Origin of the sequence: Methanogenium organophilum, from assembly GCF_026684035.1 — an archaeon.
Taxonomy (GTDB): Archaea; Halobacteriota; Methanomicrobia; order Methanomicrobiales; family Methanomicrobiaceae; genus Methanogenium; species Methanogenium organophilum.
Window position 1 is genome coordinate 569,367 of the sequence record NZ_CP113361.1, and the last position, 22,805, is coordinate 592,171.

Consider the following 22,805-nt stretch of genomic DNA (forward strand, 5'->3'; position numbering starts at 1 on the left):
AGAGGAAATAACGGATGAAACTCCTTGAATTTGAAGCAAAAGAGATATTCAGCAAGAACGGGATCCCGATCCCGGACGGTGTGGTAATCAGAAGCCCGGATGAACTCCGGCGTCTCCTGGACGGATTCACGGACGAAGTCGTGGTCAAATCGCAGGTAGACGTCGGGGGACGGGGAAAAGCAGGCGGCATCATCATCACCCGGAAGGCAGATGCGGTCGAAGCGGCCACCCATCTCTTTTCCTTCCCGATCAAGGGCCTTATCCCGAAGGCCATCCTTGTGGAAGAGAAACTCCCGATTGAACACGAATACTATGTAAGCATCACGATTGACCGGACGACCCGCCAGCCCATGATTCTCTTTGCGGAGACCGGCGGCGTGGACATCGAAGAGACGGCACGGACCAGACCGGACGCTCTCCGGCGTGCCGGGTTCTCACCCCTGCTCTCTGACGTGCCGGGATTTCTGATGCGGCAGATACTGGGAGACGCCCCGAAAGAACTCGGGCCGGTCATCAACAATCTCTACAAGGCGTTCTGCGCCTCAGACGCGCTCCTCGCAGAGATCAACCCCCTCGTGACAACCTCACGGGGAGTCTTTGCCGCAGACGCAAAACTCATCGTCGACGACAATGCCCTCGCACGACAGGGTATCACTGCAAACCGCGACCTGACGCCACGGGAGCGGGAGGCCGAGGAGAACGGATTCTCCTACGTCGAGCTGGACGGCTCGATTGGCGTCATCGGAAACGGTGCGGGCCTCACGATGTCCACGCTTGACCTTATCGCACACTACAACGGCAAGGCGGCAAACTTCCTCGATGTCGGTGGCGGTGCCGGACGGGAGCGGGTCATGAAGGCCGTCCGTCTGGTGGCGGGCATGCCGGATGTGAAAGTCATCGTGGTCAACCTCCTCGGCGGCATCACCCGGTGCGATGAAGTGGCACGCGGCATCATCGACGCAGGCATCGACCAGCTCGTCATCACCCGCCTTGCGGGAACGAACGAAGAGGAGGGACGCGCCCTCCTTGCGAAGAACGGATACCAGATGCTCGACACCATGGAAGATGTGGTCAAAGAGGCAGTAAAGGAGGCAGCAGCATGATATACGGAGACCATACGACCGGCGTCATCGTCCAGGGTGCCACCGGCAACCAGGGTGCATTCCACATCAATCTGATGAACCAGTACGCACGGGAGACCGGCGGACGCGGGGTAGTCGCAGGCGTCACCCCCGGAAAGGGCGGCCAGACGGTTCACGGTGTCCCGGTGTATAACAGCGTGCGCGAGGCAATGGCAGAGCACGATGCGACCACCTCGGTTCTCTTTGTGCCCGGTTTTGCGGCAGGCGACTCCATCATGGAGGGAGCCAGCGCCGGTCTTGAACTCGTGGTCGCCATCACCGAGGGTATCCCGGTGCATGACACCATGCGGTCCCTTGCGTTTGCCCGGATGGAGGGGTGCACGGTCATCGGGCCCAACTGCCCCGGCACGCTCTCCCCGGGTGAGCTGAAACTCGGCATCATGCCACCCCACCTTGCCATGCCCGGCAACGTGGGTATCATCTCCCGGAGCGGAACACTCACCTACGAGGTCATCAACGAACTGACACGGGCAGGCATCGGCCAGTCCACTGTCGTCGGTATCGGCGGCGACCCGGTCATCGGCCAGACCTTCACCGAGGTTTTGGAACGGTTTGAATCCGATCCGCAGACAAAGGCCGTTGTGCTGATCGGTGAAGTCGGCGGAAACCTCGAAGAGGAGGGAGCGAGATCAACGAACCTCCCGCTGGTATCCTATATCGCAGGCATATCCGCCCCGCCGGAGAAACGGATGGGCCACGCAGGCGCCATCATCGAAGGCGGCGAAGGCGATGCCGTCTCAAAGATTGCACGGCTCAGTCGGTTGGGCATCCCGGTCGCGGGAAAACCCTCTGATATTCCGGAGCTGGTGCGGGAGCTGTTATGACCACGACGATGCTGAACGCAGCGGCGGCACTTGCAGAAGAGGTCGGCGCAAAGGCAATTGTCTCCTTTATCGAACCGGTGGAGTTCACCTGTGACATCCCCGTCATATGGGTGCAGGATATGCAGCTTGATGTCCTGCGTGACCTCACGATGCACGACATCCTTGAGATCTCCGAGCGGCACCTGCATGATGCCGCCGTCCAGATCTATATCACCCAGAAGTATGAATCGGGCAAAGTGGTCGGCGTCTTCCCGTATGCGATCCTTGTCTATGACATCAACCAGGAGAAGGAGTTCATCAGCGTCAAGGAGTTCGATGATATTGTCCCGCGGGACGTGATGACCGCGGTCCTGCAGCTGGCCCTTGAGATAGCGGTCGAAGGCCGGGAAGGCAGATCAATTGGTACCGCGTTTATCATCGGCAACACGGAGGAGATCTACACTCACTCCCACTCCGCCATCATCAACCCCTACCAGGGACACCGGAAGGAAGTCCGGGATATCACCAACCGCAACAACTGGGAAAGCGTCAAGGAGTTCGCCCAGTTGGACGGGGTCTTTGTCGTGGACACGACAGGCTCCATCCAGTCCGCCGGCCGGTATATCGATGTCAAAGGAGACGACCTGAGCCTCCCCCCTGGCATGGGCGGGAGGCACCGGGCAACCGCATCCCTCACCCGCATCATCCCCGCCGTGGGAGTCACCATATCAGAGAGCGGCGGCATGGTCCGGGTATTCCGGAACGGCGAATGCTGGCTGACCGTCCGCTCAGACGTCAGAATTAAAAACTAAGGTTCTTATCCATATTATTGAACCCACGTGATCATCATATTTCATAGCGTTCAATACTGCAACCGGGCAATGGAGGACCAGTCCACCCCCTATTGCAACCGGTCACCTGAGGGGGAGAGGCAGGGAGGCGGGCACCCCCTCCCCTGCATGTTGATTTCGTATGATTCGTTACCCGGACAAAACTGCGAAGGAGACCATAATTTTCCTGGTATTCCCAAAGTATTCTCCAGAGTAATATTTTACCATAATGGAAATTCTTATGTTACACTGAACCCACTTTTTAATTATCTATTAGGAGTTCGTGAAGATCAATGGTACGTAATATTGCAGTTGAGACACTCAGCGAAACACCGCTTAACAGACAGAAGCTGGAACTTGCAGAACGCAAATGTATCGGCCACCCGGACAGCCTTGCAGACGGGATCGCAGAAGCGGTCTCACAGGCACTCTCACGGGCATATCTGGATGAATGCGGTGCTGTCCTCCACCACAACACCGACCAGGGCGAGATTGTGGCAGGGGAGTCGCTCCCACGGTTCGGTGGCGGTGTTGTCACCCGACCGATGTATGTACTGCTCACCGGGCGTGCCACAAAGACCTTTGACGGCGTGACCGTACCCACCGACGCCATTGCACTTGAGGCCGCACGAAATTACCTCTCAGAAACTTTGGAATACCTCAACATGAACAAGGATGTCATCGTTGACTGCCGTATGGGAGCAGGATCCTCTGATCTCCGGGATGTATTCCGTGCCTGCGAGGAGAAACATCTCCCGCACGCAAACGACACCTCCTTTGGTGTGGGACATGCACCGTTCTCCGATCTGGAAACGGTCATTCTTGCCGTGAGCGAACACCTCGACGGCGTATACCGCCCCAAAAACCCGATCATCGGAACCGACATCAAGATCATGGGCCTGCGGCAGGAAGAGGAGATGAACCTCACCCTCTGTGTACCCATGATCGACCGGTTCTGTGCCGACATGAACGACTACATTGAGGCAGTCACCAAAGTCGGTGAAGAAGTGCATCGTGTCGCATCCGGTATTACCGACCGAAAGGTCACCGTGGACATCAACACCGGCGACAACTACGAAAAGGAGGATGCCATCTTCCTGACCGTGACCGGCACCTCTGCTGAAATGGGTGACGACGGATCGGTGGGCCGTGGCAACCGTGCAAACGGTCTTATCACCCCGCACCGCCCCATGAGCATGGAAGCGACCAGCGGAAAGAACCCGATAAACCATATCGGAAAGATCTACAACCTCCTTTCGACCGAAATGGCACAGCAGTGTGCGCAGGAGATTGACGGCATCGAGGACCTCTACATCAGACTCCTCTCCCAGATCGGCCGGCCGATTGACCAGCCGCTCATCGCAGGCGCACAGTTTGTGGCGGCAAAGGGGGCCGACGAGGCAGCCATCAGCCGCGGTATCGAAGAGATCATCGATGCAGGTCTTGAGAATATCACTTCAATCACCGAACGTGTCATCCGCGGTGAGATGAAGACCTTCTAATCCCAACACAGACGGAATTACCCATATGACAGACGAGACACGAGAGCACCTACGGCTGGCCATCCCGAACAAAGGACGCATATCTGACCCCATTATCGAACTCCTGGAAAAGGGCGGACTCCATCTCCATAGTTCATCCAGCCGCAAGCTCATCGCACCGACATGTGACCCGGCTGTCGAAGTGCTCTTTGCCCGGCCGATAGACATTCCCGAATACGTGGCGAATGGTGCGGCAGATCTGGGGATCACCGGGCGTGACATGGTCGGGGAACGCGGATCACCGGTGACAGAGATTCTGGACCTGAAGATGGGCGGTGCAACCCTTGTTCTCGCGGTCCCGGAGGAGTCCGGTATCCGGACAGCTGCTGACCTTGAAGGCAAGCGGATTGCAACGGAGTTCCCCCACATCACAGAGGGATTCTTCCGGGAACGGGGAGTAAATGTGGATTTCTTCCCGGTCGGCGGTGCCTGTGAGGCAACACCCTATCTCGGGGTGGCGGACGCCATTGTCGATCTGACGAGTTCCGGGACGACCCTGAAGACCAACCACCTGATCATCATTGAAGAGATCCTCCGGTCAACGACCATTCTCATCGGGAACAATACCGCCATGGAACAACGGCGGGACAAGATTGATGAGATCACCCTTGCCCTCGACAGTGTCATCTCCGCCCGCGGCAAGTGTTACCTGATGATGAACGTACACCGCGACTCCCTGGATGAAGTGAGTGAAGTGCTGCCGGGTCTCGGCGGACCGACGGTCATGGACGTCGCATCAGACGGCAGTCTCGTTGCGGTTCATGCCGTGGTGGATGAGGAACGGGTATACCAGCTCATCACCCGTCTCAGGAACGCCGGTGCAAAAGATATCCTTGTCATGCCGATCGACCGGCTGATCCGGTGAGAGCCATGAAGGTATTTCCCGCTGTGGACATCCTGAACGGCACCTGTGTCCAGCTGGTGCAGGGCAACCGGGAAAACGCCGTCACATATGGCGACCCGGTTTCCCGTGCAAAGGACTGGCTGCAGGAAGGAGCAGACGCCCTCCATGTCATCAACCTGGACGGCGCATTCGGGGCGGCGGAGAAGAATGTCGGTCTGATCAAAGAGATCATCCGCTCCACCGGTGCCGAGATCCAGCTGGGCGGTGGCATCCGGAGCACCCGCGATGCAGCAGGCTGGCTGGATGCCGGTGTGACCCGCGTCATCATCGGCACGCTTGCGGCAGACAATCCGGACGCGATCACGGAGATTGCAGACATTTACGGCAAAGAAGCGGTGATGGCCGGTGTCGATGCACGGGGCGGCAACGTGGTCGTACATGGCTGGGAGAAGACAGCAGGTGACCTCATCACGATGGCCCGGCTCTTTGAAGAGAAGGGGGCAGGCTCTCTCCTCTTCACCAACGTGGATGTGGAAGGACTCTGTAACGGTATCGCAGAAGAACCGGTCAGGCGTCTGAGAGAGGCCGTGCGTATCCCGGTAATCGCGTCAGGAGGCATCACAACGCCGCAGGACGTCCGGATCATGCGTGAGATAGGTGTGGAGGGCATTGTACTCGGTTCAGCCCTGTACAGGGGCACTATCACCCTGAAAGAAGCAATAGAAGAGGCAGAGAGATGAGACAGGCGGAAATAACACGAAAAACGAATGAGACGGATATCACCATCACCGTGGACCTGGATACCGAAGGTACGATAGCAATCGATACCGGGATCCCGTTCTTCGACCACATGCTGGAATCCTGTGCACGCCACGGGAGGTTTGGCCTGACGGTGAAAGCGATGGGGGACCTTGAAATCGACTGCCACCACACCATCGAGGACACGGCAATTGTCCTTGGCGAGGCGCTCCGTGAGGCACTGGGGGAGAAACGGGGCATTCAGCGGTTCGCACACATGGCAGTGCCCATGGACGAAGCAATCGCGGTGGTCACGCTGGACCTTGGGGGACGGGGATATCTCGTGTATGACGCGGCGTTCTCACCGAACGGGTTCGGAAAAATCCCTGCGGACATCTTTGAACATTTCTTCTACTCACTCTGTATCAAAGCAGGTATCACCGCCCATATGAAGGCCACCGGCAGAAACGATCACCATATCTGTGAGGCACTCTTCAAAACCTTCGGTGTCGCTTTCAGAATGGCATCAGAGGAACTGCCCGGACGGACTGATATCCCGAGCACAAAAGGAATAATCTGAACTTTTTTTTATTCTCCAAAAACGTGCATGAAACAGATGTTTCAGGCCCCGTTTTTATGAGACATAATTTTTGAAAAAAGATGTTTAAAGGTTCAGTTCATTGACTGCAAGGTCAACATCTTCTTTCTTGATCGTCTTTCGGCCAGCGTGCTTTGCGTACTTGCTTGCTTCTTTGGTCAGCTCTGCAATGTACTCCTGAGCAGCATCTGCGATTGCCTGTGCGGCATCGCTGCCAACTCTCTCAGCACCGTTGTTTTTTGCAATCCTCACGACTGCAGCGATAGGTAGATCATTCGCCATTTCAATTCCACCTCAAGAAGAAAATTGGCAAGTTAATATAAAAACTTTCTGGAAATCCGGGATAAAATACCCTGTAAAATCAACAATAGAGAGAATATGAACAGTATTTCAATCACCCTTTGCAAATCGGACATGTATTAAATAAAACGATTTTAAACGGATTATTCGTAGATTTGATTGTGTAAAAATCCGTATTTATTTTTTTAACAACGAATTGGCAATGAATACCGAATTGGAATAATCTGAAGAGGCGCGCGAAGTATCGACAAAAATTCTATCGATATTTGCCACCGGTGCTCCATGCGCAAAGCCCTCTCCGAGGAGGCATAATGTACGGAAAATGAGGTTCCCGGATATCCCGTCCGGGGCGATGATAATCCCGTGGGAACAGACCGCCGACTCGATCAGAATCTCTGCATGGAAAGCACCGGTGCGGGCGGCCACCGCCTCTGCATCGGCAATCGTTTTGTCCACCGCCGGATGACGTCCCACGTCTCCGAGGCGGCCCCCGGAAAGGACGGCGACACGGTCGCTCACCCCGAAGGCAGGCGCCATCTTCCGTGCCCGTACAATGAAGGAGACCTTCTCGTCAACGGTCCATCCTTCATCCACCCCGACCGGTGCCAGGAGAAACCGTACCCCGCCTGCCGTTTCAAGAAAGGCGATCCGCTCCAGTCGGGGGACGCCTGCCACCCGTTTCAGTGCAGAGAGTGTACTGTTGGACGGCAGACTCCCCCGTATGGCCGCAGCAATATCGCCTGAGTAGAGGGCCTGCACCAACGCCTCTTCCGGCGTATCGGAAAAGACGGCATCAAAACCGGCAAAGGCATCCCGATTGCGGGAATGCGTAAAACAGCGAAGTGGAATTGTTTCCGAAAGCCTCTCCATGGTCGCCCGGACAGATTCCGGGTCTGTCCCGGCACCAATCCCGATGACCACCGAATGCACCCCCTCAGTTATCAGTGGGAATCCCCATGATTCCCTGCTTTTTCAGGTCAAAGACGGTTGTTTCCGCATCGCCATGACGGATAATGAGTTTCTGCGAATCCGTTACGACCCCGATATCCGCTGCGGCCATGCCGACACCGGAAAAGAGCTCCAGAACACGGTCAACCGATTCGGCAGGGACGGTTACGACAAATCCCATTCCCGGATACATACGCACCCAGTGGTCAAAGGTGATCCCGATGGCATCCAGGTCGGGCCGCGGAATATCATCGAGACAGACAGAGGCACCCTTCCTGCTGGTCTCAAGCAGCATTCCCAGCGTACCGATAACACCGGGATTGCTGATATCCTTCCCGGCACTCACCAGCTTATCGGTACCGAGAGTGTGCATCACACGAATCTGTGCCCGCACCTCCTCTGCCGTTCTGAGCGTGGCGGAATCCCAGTTCAGCGCACATGACGGATGTATCCGCCCTTCAAGGTCAATCGCTGCGACAATCCGGTCACCCTCCCCTGCGGTGTGAGAAAATATTGCATATTCAGGGTTGACTGAGCCGAGGATCGCCACGTCGATGACATTCATCTCCGCATCCGGATGGAGGTGTCCTCCCACCACCGGTACACAGAACTTGGCAGAGGCCTCATACATGCCTCTCAGCACTTCATGACAGACATCGGAATCTTTTACTGACAAAATATCCACAATAGCAAGAGGAGTGCCCCCCATCGCAGCAATATCATGTACGTTTACCAGCACTGCACAGAACCCTGCCCAGTATGGATCCGCATCCAGAAGACGGCTCCAGATGCCGTCAGCTGCAAGGAGCAGGCCGGAATCTCCGTTCTGTATAAGCGCCGCGTCATCCCCGAATGAGACCGGGACGTTTGGTGTCACCAGACGGAGTGATTCAATTATTTCTCCGATTGCACGTTTGCGGGTAACGCCATCATAGGCGCGTATGGCATCAGCAATCTCGTCTGTGGAACATTCTACCACATTAACACCATCTTTGATCAAATCATCAGCGTCAGTTCAGTTAATAATATGCATATTATCCCCGGTTACCGTCGCAATGGCGAACACTGCCACCCCCTCCGGGCAGATACATTTCACTCCGGAAAACGGGTAGACAGGGAGTCTCAGGACGGTGGAAAATCTCCGGGACATTCAACCGGTATCACTGCATTTTTCACCCTTTGCGACAGAGAATATACCATGGACTGGGCTGCACAGTACAGACCTCAGCACCTGCAGGATATTGTTGGCAACGGCTCGGCAATCCGGCAGATCGCGGAGTGGGGACGTTCCTGGCATACCGGCGTGAGGCCACTCATCCTCTACGGAAAACCCGGAATCGGAAAGACAACCGCAGCCCATGCTCTCGCCCGTGACATGGGATGGGACGTCATTGAACTCAACGCAAGCGATCAGCGCACAAAAGGTGTCATTGAGAAGATTGCCGGCGCGGGCAGCACCACCGCAAGTCTCACCGGCACCGGACGGCGGCTCATCATCTTTGACGAGGCGGACAATATTCACGGCAATGCCGACCGGGGCGGCGCCCGTGCAATAGCAGAGGTCATCCGGTCGTCCCTTCAGCCCATCATTCTGATCGCAAACGATCTCTACGGCCTTGACCAGTCAATCCGCCGTCTCTGTGACACGGTGCAGTTTCGGGCGCTAACAACAAAGACCATCGCTGCCCACCTGCACTACATCTGTTCGCGGGAAGGGGTGGACTGTGACGCTGCCGCATTACAGCAAATCGCAGATAATTCCGGCGGGGACATGCGCTCGGCCGTAAACAGTCTGTCTGCTGCGGCAATCGGTACCGACCATGTGAGCACAGCCGAAGTGCAGACTTCACAGAAAGACGAACGCACATCCATATTCGAACTCATCAAAGCGATCCATGCCGGTGCGGACGATGACATCCTGCTGCGCTATGCACGTGAGGTGAACGATACACCCGACACCATTGAACAATGGATAGAGGAATCGATTGGCTCGGTGAAAGACACTGAGGATAAAGCGTATGCCTATGAAACCCTGGCCAGAGCGGACCGGTTTATCGGCCGCACCTACCGCCGTCAGTATTACACACTCTGGAAATATGCATCTGCCCTGATGGTCATGGGCCCTGCCGAGGCCGCCGGAGGACGGGGCATACACGCCCGCATCATGCCGCCGGAACGCTGGCGCAAAATGGGCACCGGACGCAAACAGAAATCGCTGAGAAGCAATATCATGGGAAAGCTCGGGGAGACATACCATATTCCCGGAAATGCACTCCGCGAGGACTTCTTCACCCCCATAACCAAACTCATCGAGGCGGATCCCGAAGTGTACGCACGCGCCCTGTACCTTGATCGCGACGAACTGGAATTCTTTATCGGAGATAAGACGCAGGCAGCCTCTATCGCCAAAACTCTTGCAAAAGAGCGGCGCGAGGAAGAGCGGGGCTACACAAAGAAGAAGGTGAAAAAGGGGCAGAAGGCAGAAAAAGAGACGCCGAAAAAAGCGCCGGACGTGCAGCCGACCCTCACCGCAGAGGATGACCCGCCGGAAGCACCCCCGGCACAGGAGACCGTGAATGAGGTCGCAGACCCGAAACCGGCAGCAGCACCCGAACCCGTGCCGGACACATCACAGAAGACACTCTTTGACGGGTTCTAGATCAGGGAAACACTCCACCCCATGCATCTTTCCAATTTTGACTATTCTTCCCATTTCTGACCACAGACATCACAGAATTTTGTCCAAATTATGTCCATAATATAACAAAAAATGGAGCAAGGGGGAATGCTTGCCCATTCCCCCTGCGACCATCCCCTGAAGGGGTGGGTCTGGCAGGGAGGGGAACCCTCCCTTGCCTCAGGGAATAGGACACTTCAATGTCACACAAGCCTGATTTAATAAAAAGGATTCAATAAAAGAATTGAAAGGCAAGGGAGGGGGTGCCCCCCTTGCTCCTGTATTCATTCAGAGAATCATTAGGATACATTCACCCGCACCAATTCGTAAAGATCCGTTTCATCTACGCGAATAATACTGGTGGAGCACGACTCCGCAGTCAATGATGCGTCCGCCGCGTTCGTAGATCTCATTGCCCAGATGATAGATGACACAGTCCGCATTCACCGACCGGGCGAGCGCGATGATACAGGGCATCATCTCGATCCCCGGACGAACCGCATAGATGAGTTCACTGCCGCGATACCACGCCGTATCGGGTGCACAGACATCATCGCGGAGGAAGGCAATACCCTCCGGCGGCTCCTGTGGGAATATATCCGTTGTCCGAACAGCGACTCCGGCCTTCGCAAGCGACTCGGCCACCGTGAAATTTCTTCCCACCCCTACTTCGGTCGCTGACCGGTAATGTTCGATGATAAACCGGGAAAAATGCTCTTCAATATGCTTATAGTTCCCCATTGACAATGTTATTTCGGATGAGTTTCCTTATCTTTTGGGATAGAACAGCACCAAATGGCCTTCAGGTCCCGGTAGCACAGGCCATCGGGGCAGTTCTGGGAGTCCCCGTCTTACTGGAGGAAAATCCGGTTATGCTCCGTGGCTTCGACCGTGGACGGAACCAGTATAACGCATCAAAAATCCTTACCGACATGCAGGACATCTATACCCGCCAGCACGGCATCGGGGACTACATCCTCATCGTAACCGGGAAAGACCTCTATATTCCGGGCCACGATTTTGTCTTTGGCCTCGCCCGTCCTTCAGTGCGTGCAGGTATCATCTCCACAACCCGGCTGGAAAACAGCTACTATCAGCGGAAAGGTGACATATATGATACGATTGACCGGGCTGTGAAGGAAGGCACCCATGAATTCTGCCACATGCTGGGTCTTGACCACTGCGCGAACAGCGAATGCATCATGTTCTGTCCGACGACACTGGACGAACTGGACCGAAAACGAAAGACCCTCTGTCCGGCATGCCAGAGGAAACTGGAAGCCGCAAAGAAATATTTCTGATTTTCCGTGTTGTTGCTATGGTAACAACACACTTATCTGCTCCGGGGAGAGAATTACCAATATATCCTTTCAGTTAGTCATAGTGTACTAATCTGAGGAGAAAATGCATGGCATACTATCAGGGACTCATTAAGCGTAAATTCAAGGATGTGGTCGGCTCAAAATACGAGACGATCCAGAAGGAATACAGCGAATATATTCTCACAGAAGAGGAGATGCGGCCGCACGAAATTAAAACAGTGCTGCTTCCGCTGGACTATTCTGTCACTGACGTATCGGAATCAATCTGTGAACTGCTTTCAACATACGAAAACGCGACGGTTACCCTGATATATGTCACCGATGCACATATCGCAGAGATCATAAGATCCTCTCTGGATGACGCCGCAGCCGACGAATTTGTCAGGAAAAAGGAGGAATATGGCGCCCGCCTTCTGGATGACTATGAACACTGCCTCACCTCTCGCAGCATTCGCTGCAAAAGGCGCATACTCCACGGAGACAAACAGCAGGACATCCTGAAACTGGCACCTGAGTTCGACATGGTCACCCTTCCGAAATGCTATGCGAGCAACCATCCCGACTCCTGTTCGGTGAGCGCAAACGCCATCCTTCTGGCCCAGTCCCTTACCCAGCCGGCAATTGTATTCTGACGTGATCTACAATGTTAACAACTGTACAGCTCCTTGCACTTGTCGTGTTCATTGCGACATATATCCTCATCATCGATGAGCGCATCCACCGGGCCGTTGCCGCGATGGCAGGCGCCGCGGTGGTCGTATTTCTGGGTATCGTCCCCTGGGAATCGATGCTTGAGCACATCGATTTTGGCACGATATTCCTGCTGATGGGCATGATGATCATCATCAATGTGGCCCGGCACAGCGGCCTCTTCGAGTATATTGCCATCCGCACCGCAAAGATGGCCAAAGGCAGTCCGATCATGGTGCTGATCCTGTTCTCGGTGGTGACAGCCATTGTCAGTGCCTTCCTCGACAATGTTACAACGGTGCTGCTCCTGACACCGATGCTGCTCTACATCACCAAACTGATGGACTTAAATCCCGTGCCCTTCCTCCTTGCAGAGATCATCTCATCCAACGTGGGTGGGGCGGCAACGCTCATCGGTGACCCCCCGAATATCATGATCGCCTCCTCAGCAGGCCTGACCTTCAACGAGTTCATCACCACGATGGGCCCGATTGCCGCAGTCGACATGGTGCTGGTCCTGATCCTCTTCCTCGCCGTCTACGGCAGGTCGATGAAAGTGACACCCGAGGAGAAGGGAATCATCACAAAGACCATCAACAGTCTTGATGAAGAAGGTGCGATCACCGACAGAAAGCTCTTCAAAAAGTCAGTGACAGTCATTCTCCTCGTGGTCTTCCTCTTCTTCATCCACAGTTCCATCGGCGTGTATCTGCACGTGATCTTCCCGTTTGTCGACCCCTCGCTTGCCCTTGAACCCGCGGAAGTCGCCCTCATCGGTGCGGCCATCATCCTGATATGGAGCAGGGTGCAGCCGGACGAGATATTTGAGAAGATTGAGTGGACGGCGCTCTTCTTCTTCGCCGGCCTTTTTGTCATCGTCGGTGCACTCGTGAATACGGGAATCATTGAGATGGTCTCTCAGTTCATGATCAGCATGGTCTCAACCCAGTTTGAGGCGATGTTTGTTATCGCCTGGTTCTCGGCCTTTGCCTCTGCGATTGTTGACAATATCCCGCTCACCGCAGCACTGATACCCCTCATTCACGATATGAGCGGCACGATGGACGTTTACCCCCTCTGGTGGGCGCTCTCCCTGGGTGCCTGCATGGGCGGAAACGGAACGGCCATTGCCGCCTCGGCAAACGTGGTCGTGCTCGGTGTCGCAGAACGGGAAGGAGTGGCAATTACCTTTATGCAGTTCCTGAAGATAGGAATGGCAACGCTGGTGATCACGGTCGCCGTTGGTCTTGTGATGCTCTATGCCATGTTCGGAATGCTCTAGGAGATGGAAAGAATGAAGATACTGGTATTACTGGACGGCTCCATGTGGAGCCACAAGGGAGCGCTCTATGCACTCCGGATTGCACGGGAGAAGAAGGCGGAGATCGTTCTGTTCTCCGTACTTGACAAACGGGACTCAAAGTCCATGGCATTTAATTTCTGCAACCAGTCAAATATGTGCAACAGAATCACAAACTATGAATCCCAGATCTGGCGGGATATGCACAAAAACATCAACGATGAAATGATGCAGCTTCTGCTCTTCTTTAACCGGGAAGGCATCGAGACTGAAACAAAGGTGGTCGAAGGAACAGCAGCGGATGAGATCATCAAAGAGGCGGAAGGCGACGGATACGGCCTCATCGTCATGGGTGCATACGGGAGAAATCCACGATATGGCGGAAACAGCCTCTTCACACAACTGGTATCCGAACTACAGGTGCCCATCTTCCTGGCGCGCTGACCTTTTTTTGCGCAGACAGTTTTTCTTCCTCCTAACCAGGCCCCTTTCAGACGGAAGAGGTATCCCGGCGATGGCATTCTCCCTTCCCGTATTCCCGTCCTTGCCGCTGCACCCTTCTGCACCACAATGGTTCAAGGCATACAAGAGATTGCGCCATCACCCGGATGAAGAGAGATGTTCCGGACGCCACCCCCCAACACATATTTATGCACAAATGTACAAACATATACATTAATGATTACTACACATCCGCACAGACCAACCAATGATACCCCAGGGGCATCATACGGAGGGGATTATCATCAAATCACGTGATATCGCCATTGTCGGAATTCTTCTGGCAATTGGCGCCATTCTCCGGTATTTATTGAATATTCTCCCCACCGCGATTGTATCGAATCCCATCATCGCACTCTACTGCCTTGCAATCATCCTGATCCGTCCAAATGTCAGGGACACCATCGGCATCGGCATCGTGGCAGGGATTGTATCCGCATTGATCAGCCATTCGATATTCCCGCCGGCAAACCTCATCTCGGAACCACTGGGTGCACTCGTCTGTATGGCCCTGTATTCAGCGACACGAAAACACATACCGGTTGCACCCACAGTGGCCACCTTCGGCGCCACTCTCGTGAGCGGATTCACGTTCCTTGCCGTTAGCATCGTGGTCATCACTGCAGGCTTCATATCCGCACCCGGAGACGGGTTTACCGTGAGTGCCTTCATCGTCGCGGTGTCACCCATCGTCATCCTCACCGCCGTTGCAAACGCCATCATTACGCAGGTGCTCTACATCCCGTCCGCAAAGATCCTGATGCGGGGGGCGAAAGGAGAGGACAAACAGGTGCATATGGCGATGGCAGAGGAAGAATCGGATGACCCGGAGACACCGGCATTCCGGTTCGCGGACTTCTCCTATACCTATCCGCAGGGGAACGCCCCCGCACTCAGTGACATAACCCTCACCATACCAAAGGGCGAGTGTGTCCTTGTGAACGGGACCACCGGAGCGGGAAAGACCACTTTCTGTCTTGCAGCAGCGGGTGTGCTCTGCCACGAATACGAAGGAACGATGGAGGGTACACTTTCCCTCTCCGGGCGGGATGTACGCAGCTACGAGGACATGGGAGACATCGGACGCAGGGTCGGCGTTGTCTTTGACGATGCCGATGCGCAGCTGATATTCACCACCGTCGAAGAAGAGATCCTCTCCGGCCTTGAGAACCGTGGACTCCGGCCGGAAGATGTCCGGACACGCCTGGAAGAGATGCTCACCTTCACCAACCTCACCGACCTCCGTTACCGTGCCCCCCATTCACTCTCCGGAGGGCAAAAGCAACGGGTAGCCCTTGCCTCCACTCTTGCATCCGGCACAGAATGCCTGATTCTGGACGAGGCAACCGCAGAACTCGATACCTCCGCAACAGAGAGCATTATCGGTATTCTTGCAAAGCTCAAAGAGGCGGGCAAGACCATCATCGTTGTCGAACAAAAACCCCGCGAACTCGCTTCCATCGCGGACCGGGTCGTAACAATTGTTGGCGGCCGCATGACAAAAGACGAAACAGCAGCGGAATTCTTTGCTACCTATCCCGATGAACAGGAGCGTGAAGAGGAACTGGTGGACACCGCATCGGTTGCCCGCACGGGCGAACCACAGGTTACGGTGCGGGATCTGGTTCACCGCTACGGGAAGGCGGCACCCGCCCTCTCCGGGGTCAGCCTGGACATATACGCCGGTGAACTCACCGCCATCATCGGTGAGAACGGGTCGGGGAAGACAACCCTTGTCAAACACTTCAACGGCCTGTTGCGCCCGACATCCGGAACCGTAACCGTCTGCGGACTCAATGCAGCGGATGAGACAGTCACCCGTCTCGCACAGCAGGCGGGCCTCGTCTTCCAGAACCCCGACACCATGCTCTTTGAAGATACAGTCGTCCGGGAGATGCAGTTCGGGATGAAGAATATCGGGATTGACCCGGCAGCATCCGAGAAACGGATCCGGGAGGTCCTTGCCATGGTCGGTCTCGAAGGACGTGAATCACAGTTCCCCCGCGCCATGAGCAGGGGGGAACGCCAGCGCCTCGCAATCGCCTGTGTTGTTGCAATGAAACCTGACGTCATCATCCTCGACGAACCGACCACCGGGCTTGACACCGAAGAGGCCGAACGGATTATGGGCATCCTGCAGTCCCTTGCGGGTGCCGGACATTCGGTGATCATGGTCAGCCACGACATGTCGATTGTAAAACAGCACGCACAGCGCATCATCCGGATGGATGGCGGGCAGATCATGTCAGACAGCACACGCATGCACGGAGGTGCAGCATAATGGCAGAGATTCTTCAGTATAAACGAATTGACGGTGTCTTTCACCGGATGAACGCACTCACCAAGATCTGCTTCCTTCTGGTGGTCATTGCGATTGCCATCATCTCAACAGAACCACTGGTCGTTGCCGGACTCATCCTGCTCGTCTTCGCCATGGCTGCCATCGGACGCTTCGCACGCGAACTCCTCGCCCAGGTGCCGATGCTCATATTCCTGAGTGCGGGACTGATGCTTCTCACCATCCTCACGATGCAGAGTGGCGATGTCGTCGGATACCTCATCCCCGCAGGCGTCCCGGTCATCGGAGGCCACATCCCCATCACCACCGGAGCACTGCACTTCGCCGCCATACTCTCCCTGCGGTTCTTTGTGATGCTCTTTGCATTCCAGCTGATGATCATCTCCACCCAGCCCCGTGATCTTGTGACCGCCCTGCAGAAGATGCACCTCCCGGTGGACTACTCCCTGATGCTCCTGATTGCCATCCGGTTTATCCCCAGCCTTCAGCTGGAAGGGAAACGCATATCAGAAGCACAGCGTGCCCGGGCATACAACCCCGGCACCGGCCTGAAAGGTAAAGTCCGTGAACTGACACCCATCATCATCCCGCTTGTCGCAAACGCCCTCGGGAAGGCCAATGTGCTTGGACTCACCATTGACCTCCGGGGATTACGGACGATGGCCCGCACCCCCGGACTGGACCGGCCGTTCGGGACACCGGACTACCTGATGGGTGTCGCCATCATCCTGCTGGCCATTGCAGGTGCTGTGGTGACACTGGCCTGAATCTCTTTTTATACATTTTTAATCCTCCGGACTTCCACAGAACACCCACAGCGGGCGTATTACTCATCCGGTTCATGAGAACATCACAACCTCGTGCGAAGATCCCTGCCCAATCTTATATAAAGAGCAGAGGGAGTGTACAAAAAACTCTCCATAGTATTAGCAAAATCGAGATGGGATGAATTCTGCTTCCTTTTATAATTACATACCAAAAAACCCGTGCCCCCCATCAGACGCGCATTTTGGTTCCGGAGGACCACACAGGGACGCAGACAGTGCGAAAAACACGGAAACAAAACCATCAATTTGAGCCCTGCCCGCCTGAGGAATATTCTGAGATGAACAAGGAAGCAATTACGAAAAGAACATCCAGAAGCGAATGAATAAAAATAGTATTATTATTCTCCGACGCCGGAATTGAGACGGAAAAATCGTCCATCACGACAGAAAATATCTTCACCTGGCAGAATGCAAACGGCGAAAATACCTGATGGATCTTTATAAATAGGGAGACCAAAATTTCGTACAGCCCCTCTGCACCATTGTAAATATATATATACTACACCCATATCGTCCATGAATCTGCAATAAAGAGGATATTCCCACCCTAATTTGAAAATGAATAAATAATATAGCTTACAACCTGTATTATCGCATGAATTAGCCCCCATTCATACCACCCAATTATAGTAATATTTATTAATACAATGTTTAAATATCGTATTAAATAGTATACATCATAATTTTAAAAAAAATTCATTCGTATGGAAATATTGATTTTTTAAATAATCCCAATATTTCCATTATTTCACTATAGATCCAATTATTGAGATTATATACACTCCAACACCGATCCGGCAAATAATATTATTCTAGATAAATATTCACACAAATTAAGAAAACTTATATTCTCAATTATGGAAATCATATAGTCTCGCTGCGGGGACCTGCAGTAGAGATCTTCTAAGATACCGGCAGGAGAGTGCCGGTTGATTTCTATTAACCCAATTGCACTAACTGAAAAGGACGGAATAATATGGCAAAATATTCAGAAACAATCGACCTCTACTCAGACGACGGGAAGTTGCTGAAGAGTGATGTATCACTCGACAAGGTTAGCCCACTGGTCAACCCGGCAACCAGCAAGATCGTCGATCTGACAAAGAGAACGATTAACGTCAACCTTGCGGGCATTGAAGCTGCCCTCAAGACAGGAAAGCTTGGCAAAGGAAAGATCAAGGGTCGTGAACTTGACCTTCCAATCATGGAGAACAAGGACGCACTCGTTGCACAGATCAAGGAAATGGTCCAGGTCGAAGAAGGCGACGACACCGAGATCCTCGAGTTCAACAATGGAAAGCTGCTCCTCGTGCAGGTACCAAAGAAGCGTCTCGACAATGCAGCAACCTACGATGCGGCAATCACCGCTGTTGCATCCGCAGCAACCTACGCAATTGTTGACCAGTTTGACATCAATGCATTCAACGCATCAACTGTCAAGGCAGCATGCTGGGGTGGATACCCACACACTCAGGACATGAACGGCGCACTGGTATCCTCGATTCTGAACATCCCACAGAACAACGAAGGTATCGGCTACGCACTCCGTAACATCTCCGTTAACCACTACGTCATGATGACGAACCGCAATGCACTCCAGGGTGCAGCACTTGCAGCTACCCTCGAGACAGCAGGCGAGTTCGAGATGGGAATGGGTATCGGACCATTCGAGCGCAACCAGCTCCTCTGCTACGCATACCAGGGCCTCAACGCAAACAACATGGTCTACGACCTTGTGAAAGCAAACGGTGAGAACGGTACCGTCGGTACTGTTGTTCAGTCACTCGTCGAGCGGGCACTTGAAGACAAGGTCATCATGCCCGGAAAGAAGGGCGACTACTTCCAGTTCTACGACACCAAGGACCCAATGATGTGGAATGCATATGCAGCAGCAGGTTCAATGGCAGCATCCATTGTCAACTGTGGTGCAGGACGTTTCGCACAGGCAGTCTCCTCGACCCTTCTGTACTTCAACGACCTTCTCGAACACGAGACCGGTCTTCCAAGCGCAGACTTCGGTCGTATGATGGGAACCGCAGTCGGATTCTCCTTCTTCAGCCACTCCATCTACGGTGGCGGTGGTCCAGGTATCTTCAACGGAAACCACGTTGTTACCCGTCACGCAAACGGTATCGCAATCCCATGTGTGGTTGCAGCCGCAGCACTTGACGCAGGTACACAGATGTTCTCACCGGAGAGCACTTCCAAGATCATGGGAGAGACCTACGGTCAGATTGACGTGTTCAACAAACCAATGCACCAGATTGCAAAGGGAGTCTGAAATACTAACCGTTGATTCGAATGACAGAAGCCACATATCCACAGTGCAGAATCGTACCTCTTCGCATGCTAAGTCCTGAAACCGCCGAACGTCTTCTCAATGCAGTCGTCGGCATTCCCGGGATCCGGCGATTGATGGTGAACGGACCCAGTCTGCCTACAATAGTCCCATACGGCCCCGCAAGAGGGAAACCGAACCCGAACACCAACCGGAAAACAATCACCGTTGGTGGATCAGACGTGCAACTCCGTGTGCAGGTCGGCATGGTCACCGTAGAGGTCACAGATGAATCCGTTATTGATACGATCAAAGCGGCTTGCGATGGTATCTTCACACAATTCCCGTGCCAGGTACAGGTCGGGAAGTTCATGAAGACCCAGGCCACACTCGTGGACTACGCAAAATACGGACCGGATGCGGATGAGATAATGATCGGGCTCACCGATCCAAAACGAACCGAACCTCCTGTCATCATACAGGGGCTGCACAAATAATCGGAAAACGGCTGAAATCATTCAAACTGAAATCAGGTTTAACAATCAAAACAGGTGAAAAAATAATGGCATACACACCACAGTATGGCCCCGGTACATCCGTTGTCGCTGAGAACAGGCGTAACCAGATGAACCCGGACTATAAACTGGAAAAAGTTCGCGATATCACTGATGAAGATATTGTAATGGTACTTGGTCACCGTGCACCGGGTTCCGCATACCCAACCGCACACCCACCTCTTGCTGAACAGCAGGAGCCTGACTGCCCAATGCGCAAACTCGTCAAACCAACAGACGGCGCAAAGGCAGGAGACCGTGTCCGCTACGTACAGTTCGCAGATTCAATGTTCAACGCACCATCACAGCCGTACCAGCGTACCTACGCAGAGATGTACCGCTTCCGTGCAATCGACCCCGGTACACTTTCCGGTCGTCAGATTGTCGAGTGCCGTGAGCGTGACCTCGAACAGTACGCAAAACTCTTAATCGAGACTGAGATGTTCGACCCGGCCCTTGTCAGCATGCGTGGCGCAACCGTCCACGGACACTCACTGCGTCTCTCAGAAAACGGTATGCAGTTCGATGCACTCCAGCGCTGTATTCTTTCCGACGACGGTGTCGTCAAATACGTGAAAGACCAGATTGGTGTCCCACTCGACCGTGAGGTTGCAGTCGGTAAGCCAATGGATGACGAATGGCTCAAGGCACACTCCACAATATTCCACTCACTCGTTGGAACCGCATTCCGCGATGACAAGGAATATGTCGAATACATTCAGCGCATCCACACGCTGAGAACAAAATACGGCTTCATGCCAAAAGAGGAGTGATTTAAATGGCAAAAATCGAGAGAGCACAGAAACTTTTCCTTGATTCACTGAACCAGAAGTTCAAAGGTCAGGATATTGAAGCAGAGAAAACCACATTCTACAACTTCAACGGTGTCCGTCAGTCTCCGCGTAAGCGCGAATTCATGAAGGCAACCGAGGCAATCGAGAAGGAACGTGGCATTTCAATGTACGACCCGGAACGCTGCCACCTTGGCGGTATCCCAATGGGTCAGAGACAGCTTATGACCTACCAGGTCTCCCAGTCAGGCGTTTACTGTGAGGGTGACGATCTTCACTTCGTAAACAACGCTGCAATGCAGCAGTTCTGGGATGACATCCGCCGTACCGTTATCGTCGGTATGGACATGGCACACGCAACACTCCAGAAGCGTCTCGGTAAGGAAGTTACCCCTGAGACCATCAACGAGTACCTCCACATCCTCAACCACGCAATGCCCGGTGCAGCAGTGGTTCAGGAACACATGGTCGAGACCCACCCGGGCCTTGTCGATGACTGTTACGTGAAGGTCTTCACTGGTGACGACGAGATGGCTGACGACATTGAACCACAGTTCTTAATTGACGTCAACAAACTCTTCGGCGAGGAGCAGGCAGAGGCACTTAAGGCTGAAGTCGGCAAGTCGATGTACCAGGCAATCCACATCCCAACAATCGTCTCCCGTACCTGTGACGGTGGAACAACCTCCAGATGGTCTGCTATGCAGATCGGTATGTCCTTCATCGCAGCATACAGAATGTGCGCCGGTGAAGCAGCAGTCGCTGACCTGTCCTACGCAGCAAAGCACGCTGGCGTCGTCCAGATGGGTTCACTCCTTCCTGCACGTCGTGCACGTGGTCCTAACGAGCCCGGTGGTATCAAGTTCGGTCTCTTTGGAGATATCATTCAGGCAGACCGCAAGCACCCCAATGACCCTGCACGTGCATCCCTCGAGGTTGTCGGTGCTGGTGTTATGCTCTTCGACCAGATCTGGCTTGGTTCATACATGTCCGGTGGTGTCGGGTTCACCCAGTATGCTACTGCAGCATACACCGATGACATCCTCGATGAATTCACCTACTACGGTATGGACTACCTGAAAGACAAGTACGACTTCGACTACACTACTCCATCTGCAACAGCAACCCTCGAGCCTACCCAGGACCTCGTCAACGACCTTACAACCGAGGTCAACCTCAATGCAATGGAGCAGTACGAGCAGTTCCCAACACTCATGGAAGACCACTTCGGTGGTTCACAGCGTGCTGGTGTCATGGCTGCAGCCTGTGGTCTTACCTGTTCCATCGGTACCGGAAACTCCAATGCCGGTCTGAACGGATGGTACCTTTCCATGCTTATGCACAAGGAAGGATGGTCACGTCTTGGTTTCTTCGGATACGATCTTCAGGACCAGTGTGGTTCAGCAAACTCACTCGCTATGGACGCAGACCGCGGTCTCATGGGCGAACTGCGTGGACCTAACTATCCGAACTACGCCATGAATGTCGGTCACCAGGGAGAATACGCAGCTATTGTCTCCGGTGCTCACTACGGACGTGGTGACGAGTTCTGTTACAGTCCTCTTGTGAAGATCTGTTTCGCAGACCCGTCACTCAAGTTCGACTTCTCCGACCCGCGTCGTGAGTTCGCACGTGGTGCAATCCGCGAGTTCATGCCCGCCGGAGAGCGCTCACTCGTCATACCAGCACGGTAAGACGCACAATTTCTCCAATTTTTTTTGCACGTTCCCGCATAAACAATACAAAAAAAATTGAGCTTTCTTACATGAATAGAGATCGGGGTAATCCATTTTACACCCCGATATTGTGAAGAACGGCCTAT

22 protein-coding genes are annotated in these 22,805 nt (G+C 53.9%); 18 read left to right on the plus strand and 4 right to left on the minus strand.

The genetic code is table 11. The features are described 5' to 3' along the window. The first annotated feature begins 14 nt into the window (after nt 1-14). The 7 genes from OU421_RS02960 (at nt 15) to hisB (ending at nt 6,478) form a co-directional block, all read left to right on the plus strand. Nucleotides 15-1,103 (plus strand): succinate--CoA ligase subunit beta, encoded by a 1,089-nt coding sequence (locus OU421_RS02960; protein ID WP_268187127.1) that lies wholly within the window; start codon nt 15-17, stop codon nt 1,101-1,103. Next, complete coding sequence (gene sucD, locus OU421_RS02965; RefSeq protein WP_268187128.1) at nt 1,100-1,966, plus strand: succinate--CoA ligase subunit alpha; 867 nt, start codon at nt 1,100-1,102, stop codon at nt 1,964-1,966. Before OU421_RS02960 ends, sucD begins: the two co-directional genes overlap by 4 nt. Next, a complete protein-coding gene (locus OU421_RS02970) occupies nt 1,963-2,757 on the plus strand; it encodes a DNA integrity scanning protein DisA nucleotide-binding domain protein (RefSeq protein WP_268187129.1) in 795 nt (264 codons plus the stop codon). Before sucD ends, OU421_RS02970 begins: the two co-directional genes overlap by 4 nt. A gap of 311 nt (nt 2,758-3,068) precedes the next feature. Continuing rightward, nucleotides 3,069-4,277: a methionine adenosyltransferase gene (locus OU421_RS02975; protein WP_268187130.1), complete on the plus strand. Its 1,209-nt coding sequence runs from the start codon at nt 3,069-3,071 to the stop codon at nt 4,275-4,277. A gap of 25 nt (nt 4,278-4,302) precedes the next feature. Next, nucleotides 4,303-5,181 (plus strand): ATP phosphoribosyltransferase, encoded by an 879-nt coding sequence (gene hisG / locus OU421_RS02980; RefSeq protein WP_268187131.1) that lies wholly within the window; start codon nt 4,303-4,305, stop codon nt 5,179-5,181. A gap of 5 nt (nt 5,182-5,186) precedes the next feature. Further along, a complete protein-coding gene (hisA, locus tag OU421_RS02985) occupies nt 5,187-5,900 on the plus strand; it encodes a 1-(5-phosphoribosyl)-5-[(5-phosphoribosylamino)methylideneamino]imidazole-4-carboxamide isomerase (protein WP_268187132.1) in 714 nt (237 codons plus the stop codon). After that, entirely contained in the window at nt 5,897-6,478 is a 582-nt protein-coding gene (hisB, locus tag OU421_RS02990) for an imidazoleglycerol-phosphate dehydratase HisB (protein ID WP_268187133.1), read from the plus strand. Before hisA ends, hisB begins: the two co-directional genes overlap by 4 nt. 84 nt (nt 6,479-6,562) lie before the next feature. On the opposite strand, the gene OU421_RS02995 is transcribed toward hisB, so the two are convergent. From OU421_RS02995 to OU421_RS03005, 3 genes are all read right to left on the minus strand, one after another. Next, nucleotides 6,563-6,778 (minus strand): histone family protein, encoded by a 216-nt coding sequence (locus tag OU421_RS02995; RefSeq protein ID WP_268187134.1) that lies wholly within the window; start codon nt 6,776-6,778, stop codon nt 6,563-6,565. A 195-nt stretch (nt 6,779-6,973) separates the two neighbouring features. Beyond that, complete coding sequence (gene mtxX, locus OU421_RS03000; protein ID WP_268187135.1) at nt 6,974-7,717, minus strand: methanogenesis marker protein Mmp4/MtxX; 744 nt, start codon at nt 7,715-7,717, stop codon at nt 6,974-6,976. A 13-nt stretch (nt 7,718-7,730) separates the two neighbouring features. Next, nucleotides 7,731-8,723, minus strand: a complete 993-nt coding sequence (locus OU421_RS03005; RefSeq protein ID WP_268187136.1) for a methanogenesis marker 2 protein — start codon at nt 8,721-8,723, stop codon at nt 7,731-7,733. Between the two features lie 219 nt (nt 8,724-8,942). Between OU421_RS03005 and OU421_RS03010 the strand changes: the two genes are divergently transcribed. After that, nucleotides 8,943-10,403 carry a replication factor C large subunit gene (locus OU421_RS03010; protein WP_268187137.1) on the plus strand — a complete coding sequence of 487 codons (1,461 nt, stop codon included), beginning with the start codon at nt 8,943-8,945 and terminating at the stop codon, nt 10,401-10,403. Nucleotides 10,404-10,760: 357 nt separating this feature from the next. Here the strand turns inward: OU421_RS03010 and OU421_RS03015 are convergent, their stop codons facing one another. Further along, complete coding sequence (locus tag OU421_RS03015; protein WP_268187138.1) at nt 10,761-11,162, minus strand: UPF0146 family protein; 402 nt, start codon at nt 11,160-11,162, stop codon at nt 10,761-10,763. A 17-nt stretch (nt 11,163-11,179) separates the two neighbouring features. Between OU421_RS03015 and OU421_RS03020 the strand changes: the two genes are divergently transcribed. From OU421_RS03020 to mcrA, 10 genes are all read left to right on the plus strand, one after another. Beyond that, nucleotides 11,180-11,722: an archaemetzincin family Zn-dependent metalloprotease gene (locus tag OU421_RS03020; RefSeq protein WP_268187139.1), complete on the plus strand. Its 543-nt coding sequence runs from the start codon at nt 11,180-11,182 to the stop codon at nt 11,720-11,722. Nucleotides 11,723-11,829: 107 nt separating this feature from the next. Then, nucleotides 11,830-12,375 carry a universal stress protein gene (locus OU421_RS03025; protein WP_268187140.1) on the plus strand — a complete coding sequence of 182 codons (546 nt, stop codon included), beginning with the start codon at nt 11,830-11,832 and terminating at the stop codon, nt 12,373-12,375. An 11-nt stretch (nt 12,376-12,386) separates the two neighbouring features. Beyond that, nucleotides 12,387-13,715, plus strand: coding sequence for an ArsB/NhaD family transporter (locus tag OU421_RS03030; protein ID WP_268187141.1), 1,329 nt, complete (start codon nt 12,387-12,389; stop codon nt 13,713-13,715). A 12-nt stretch (nt 13,716-13,727) separates the two neighbouring features. After that, the gene (locus OU421_RS03035; protein WP_268187142.1) at nt 13,728-14,177 is read left to right on the plus strand and encodes a universal stress protein; all 450 of its coding nucleotides are present in this window, start codon (nt 13,728-13,730) and stop codon (nt 14,175-14,177) included. A gap of 265 nt (nt 14,178-14,442) precedes the next feature. Next, the gene (locus OU421_RS03045) at nt 14,443-16,515 is read left to right on the plus strand and encodes an ATP-binding cassette domain-containing protein (protein ID WP_326493518.1); all 2,073 of its coding nucleotides are present in this window, start codon (nt 14,443-14,445) and stop codon (nt 16,513-16,515) included. Beyond that, entirely contained in the window at nt 16,515-17,300 is a 786-nt protein-coding gene (locus OU421_RS03050; protein WP_268187143.1) for an energy-coupling factor transporter transmembrane component T family protein, read from the plus strand. Before OU421_RS03045 ends, OU421_RS03050 begins: the two co-directional genes overlap by 1 nt. Before the next feature lie 1,036 nt (nt 17,301-18,336). After that, a complete protein-coding gene (mcrB, locus tag OU421_RS03055) occupies nt 18,337-19,641 on the plus strand; it encodes a coenzyme-B sulfoethylthiotransferase subunit beta (RefSeq protein ID WP_268187144.1) in 1,305 nt (434 codons plus the stop codon). A 65-nt stretch (nt 19,642-19,706) separates the two neighbouring features. Further along, on the plus strand, nt 19,707-20,135 hold the full coding sequence (mcrD, locus tag OU421_RS03060) for a methyl-coenzyme M reductase operon protein D (protein WP_326493519.1): 429 nt from the start codon (nt 19,707-19,709) through the stop codon (nt 20,133-20,135). A gap of 65 nt (nt 20,136-20,200) precedes the next feature. Beyond that, a complete protein-coding gene (mcrG, locus tag OU421_RS03065; protein ID WP_268187146.1) occupies nt 20,201-20,965 on the plus strand; it encodes a coenzyme-B sulfoethylthiotransferase subunit gamma in 765 nt (254 codons plus the stop codon). A gap of 5 nt (nt 20,966-20,970) precedes the next feature. Next, nucleotides 20,971-22,677: a coenzyme-B sulfoethylthiotransferase subunit alpha gene (gene mcrA / locus OU421_RS03070; protein WP_268187147.1), complete on the plus strand. Its 1,707-nt coding sequence runs from the start codon at nt 20,971-20,973 to the stop codon at nt 22,675-22,677. Nucleotides 22,678-22,805 lie beyond the last annotated feature (128 nt).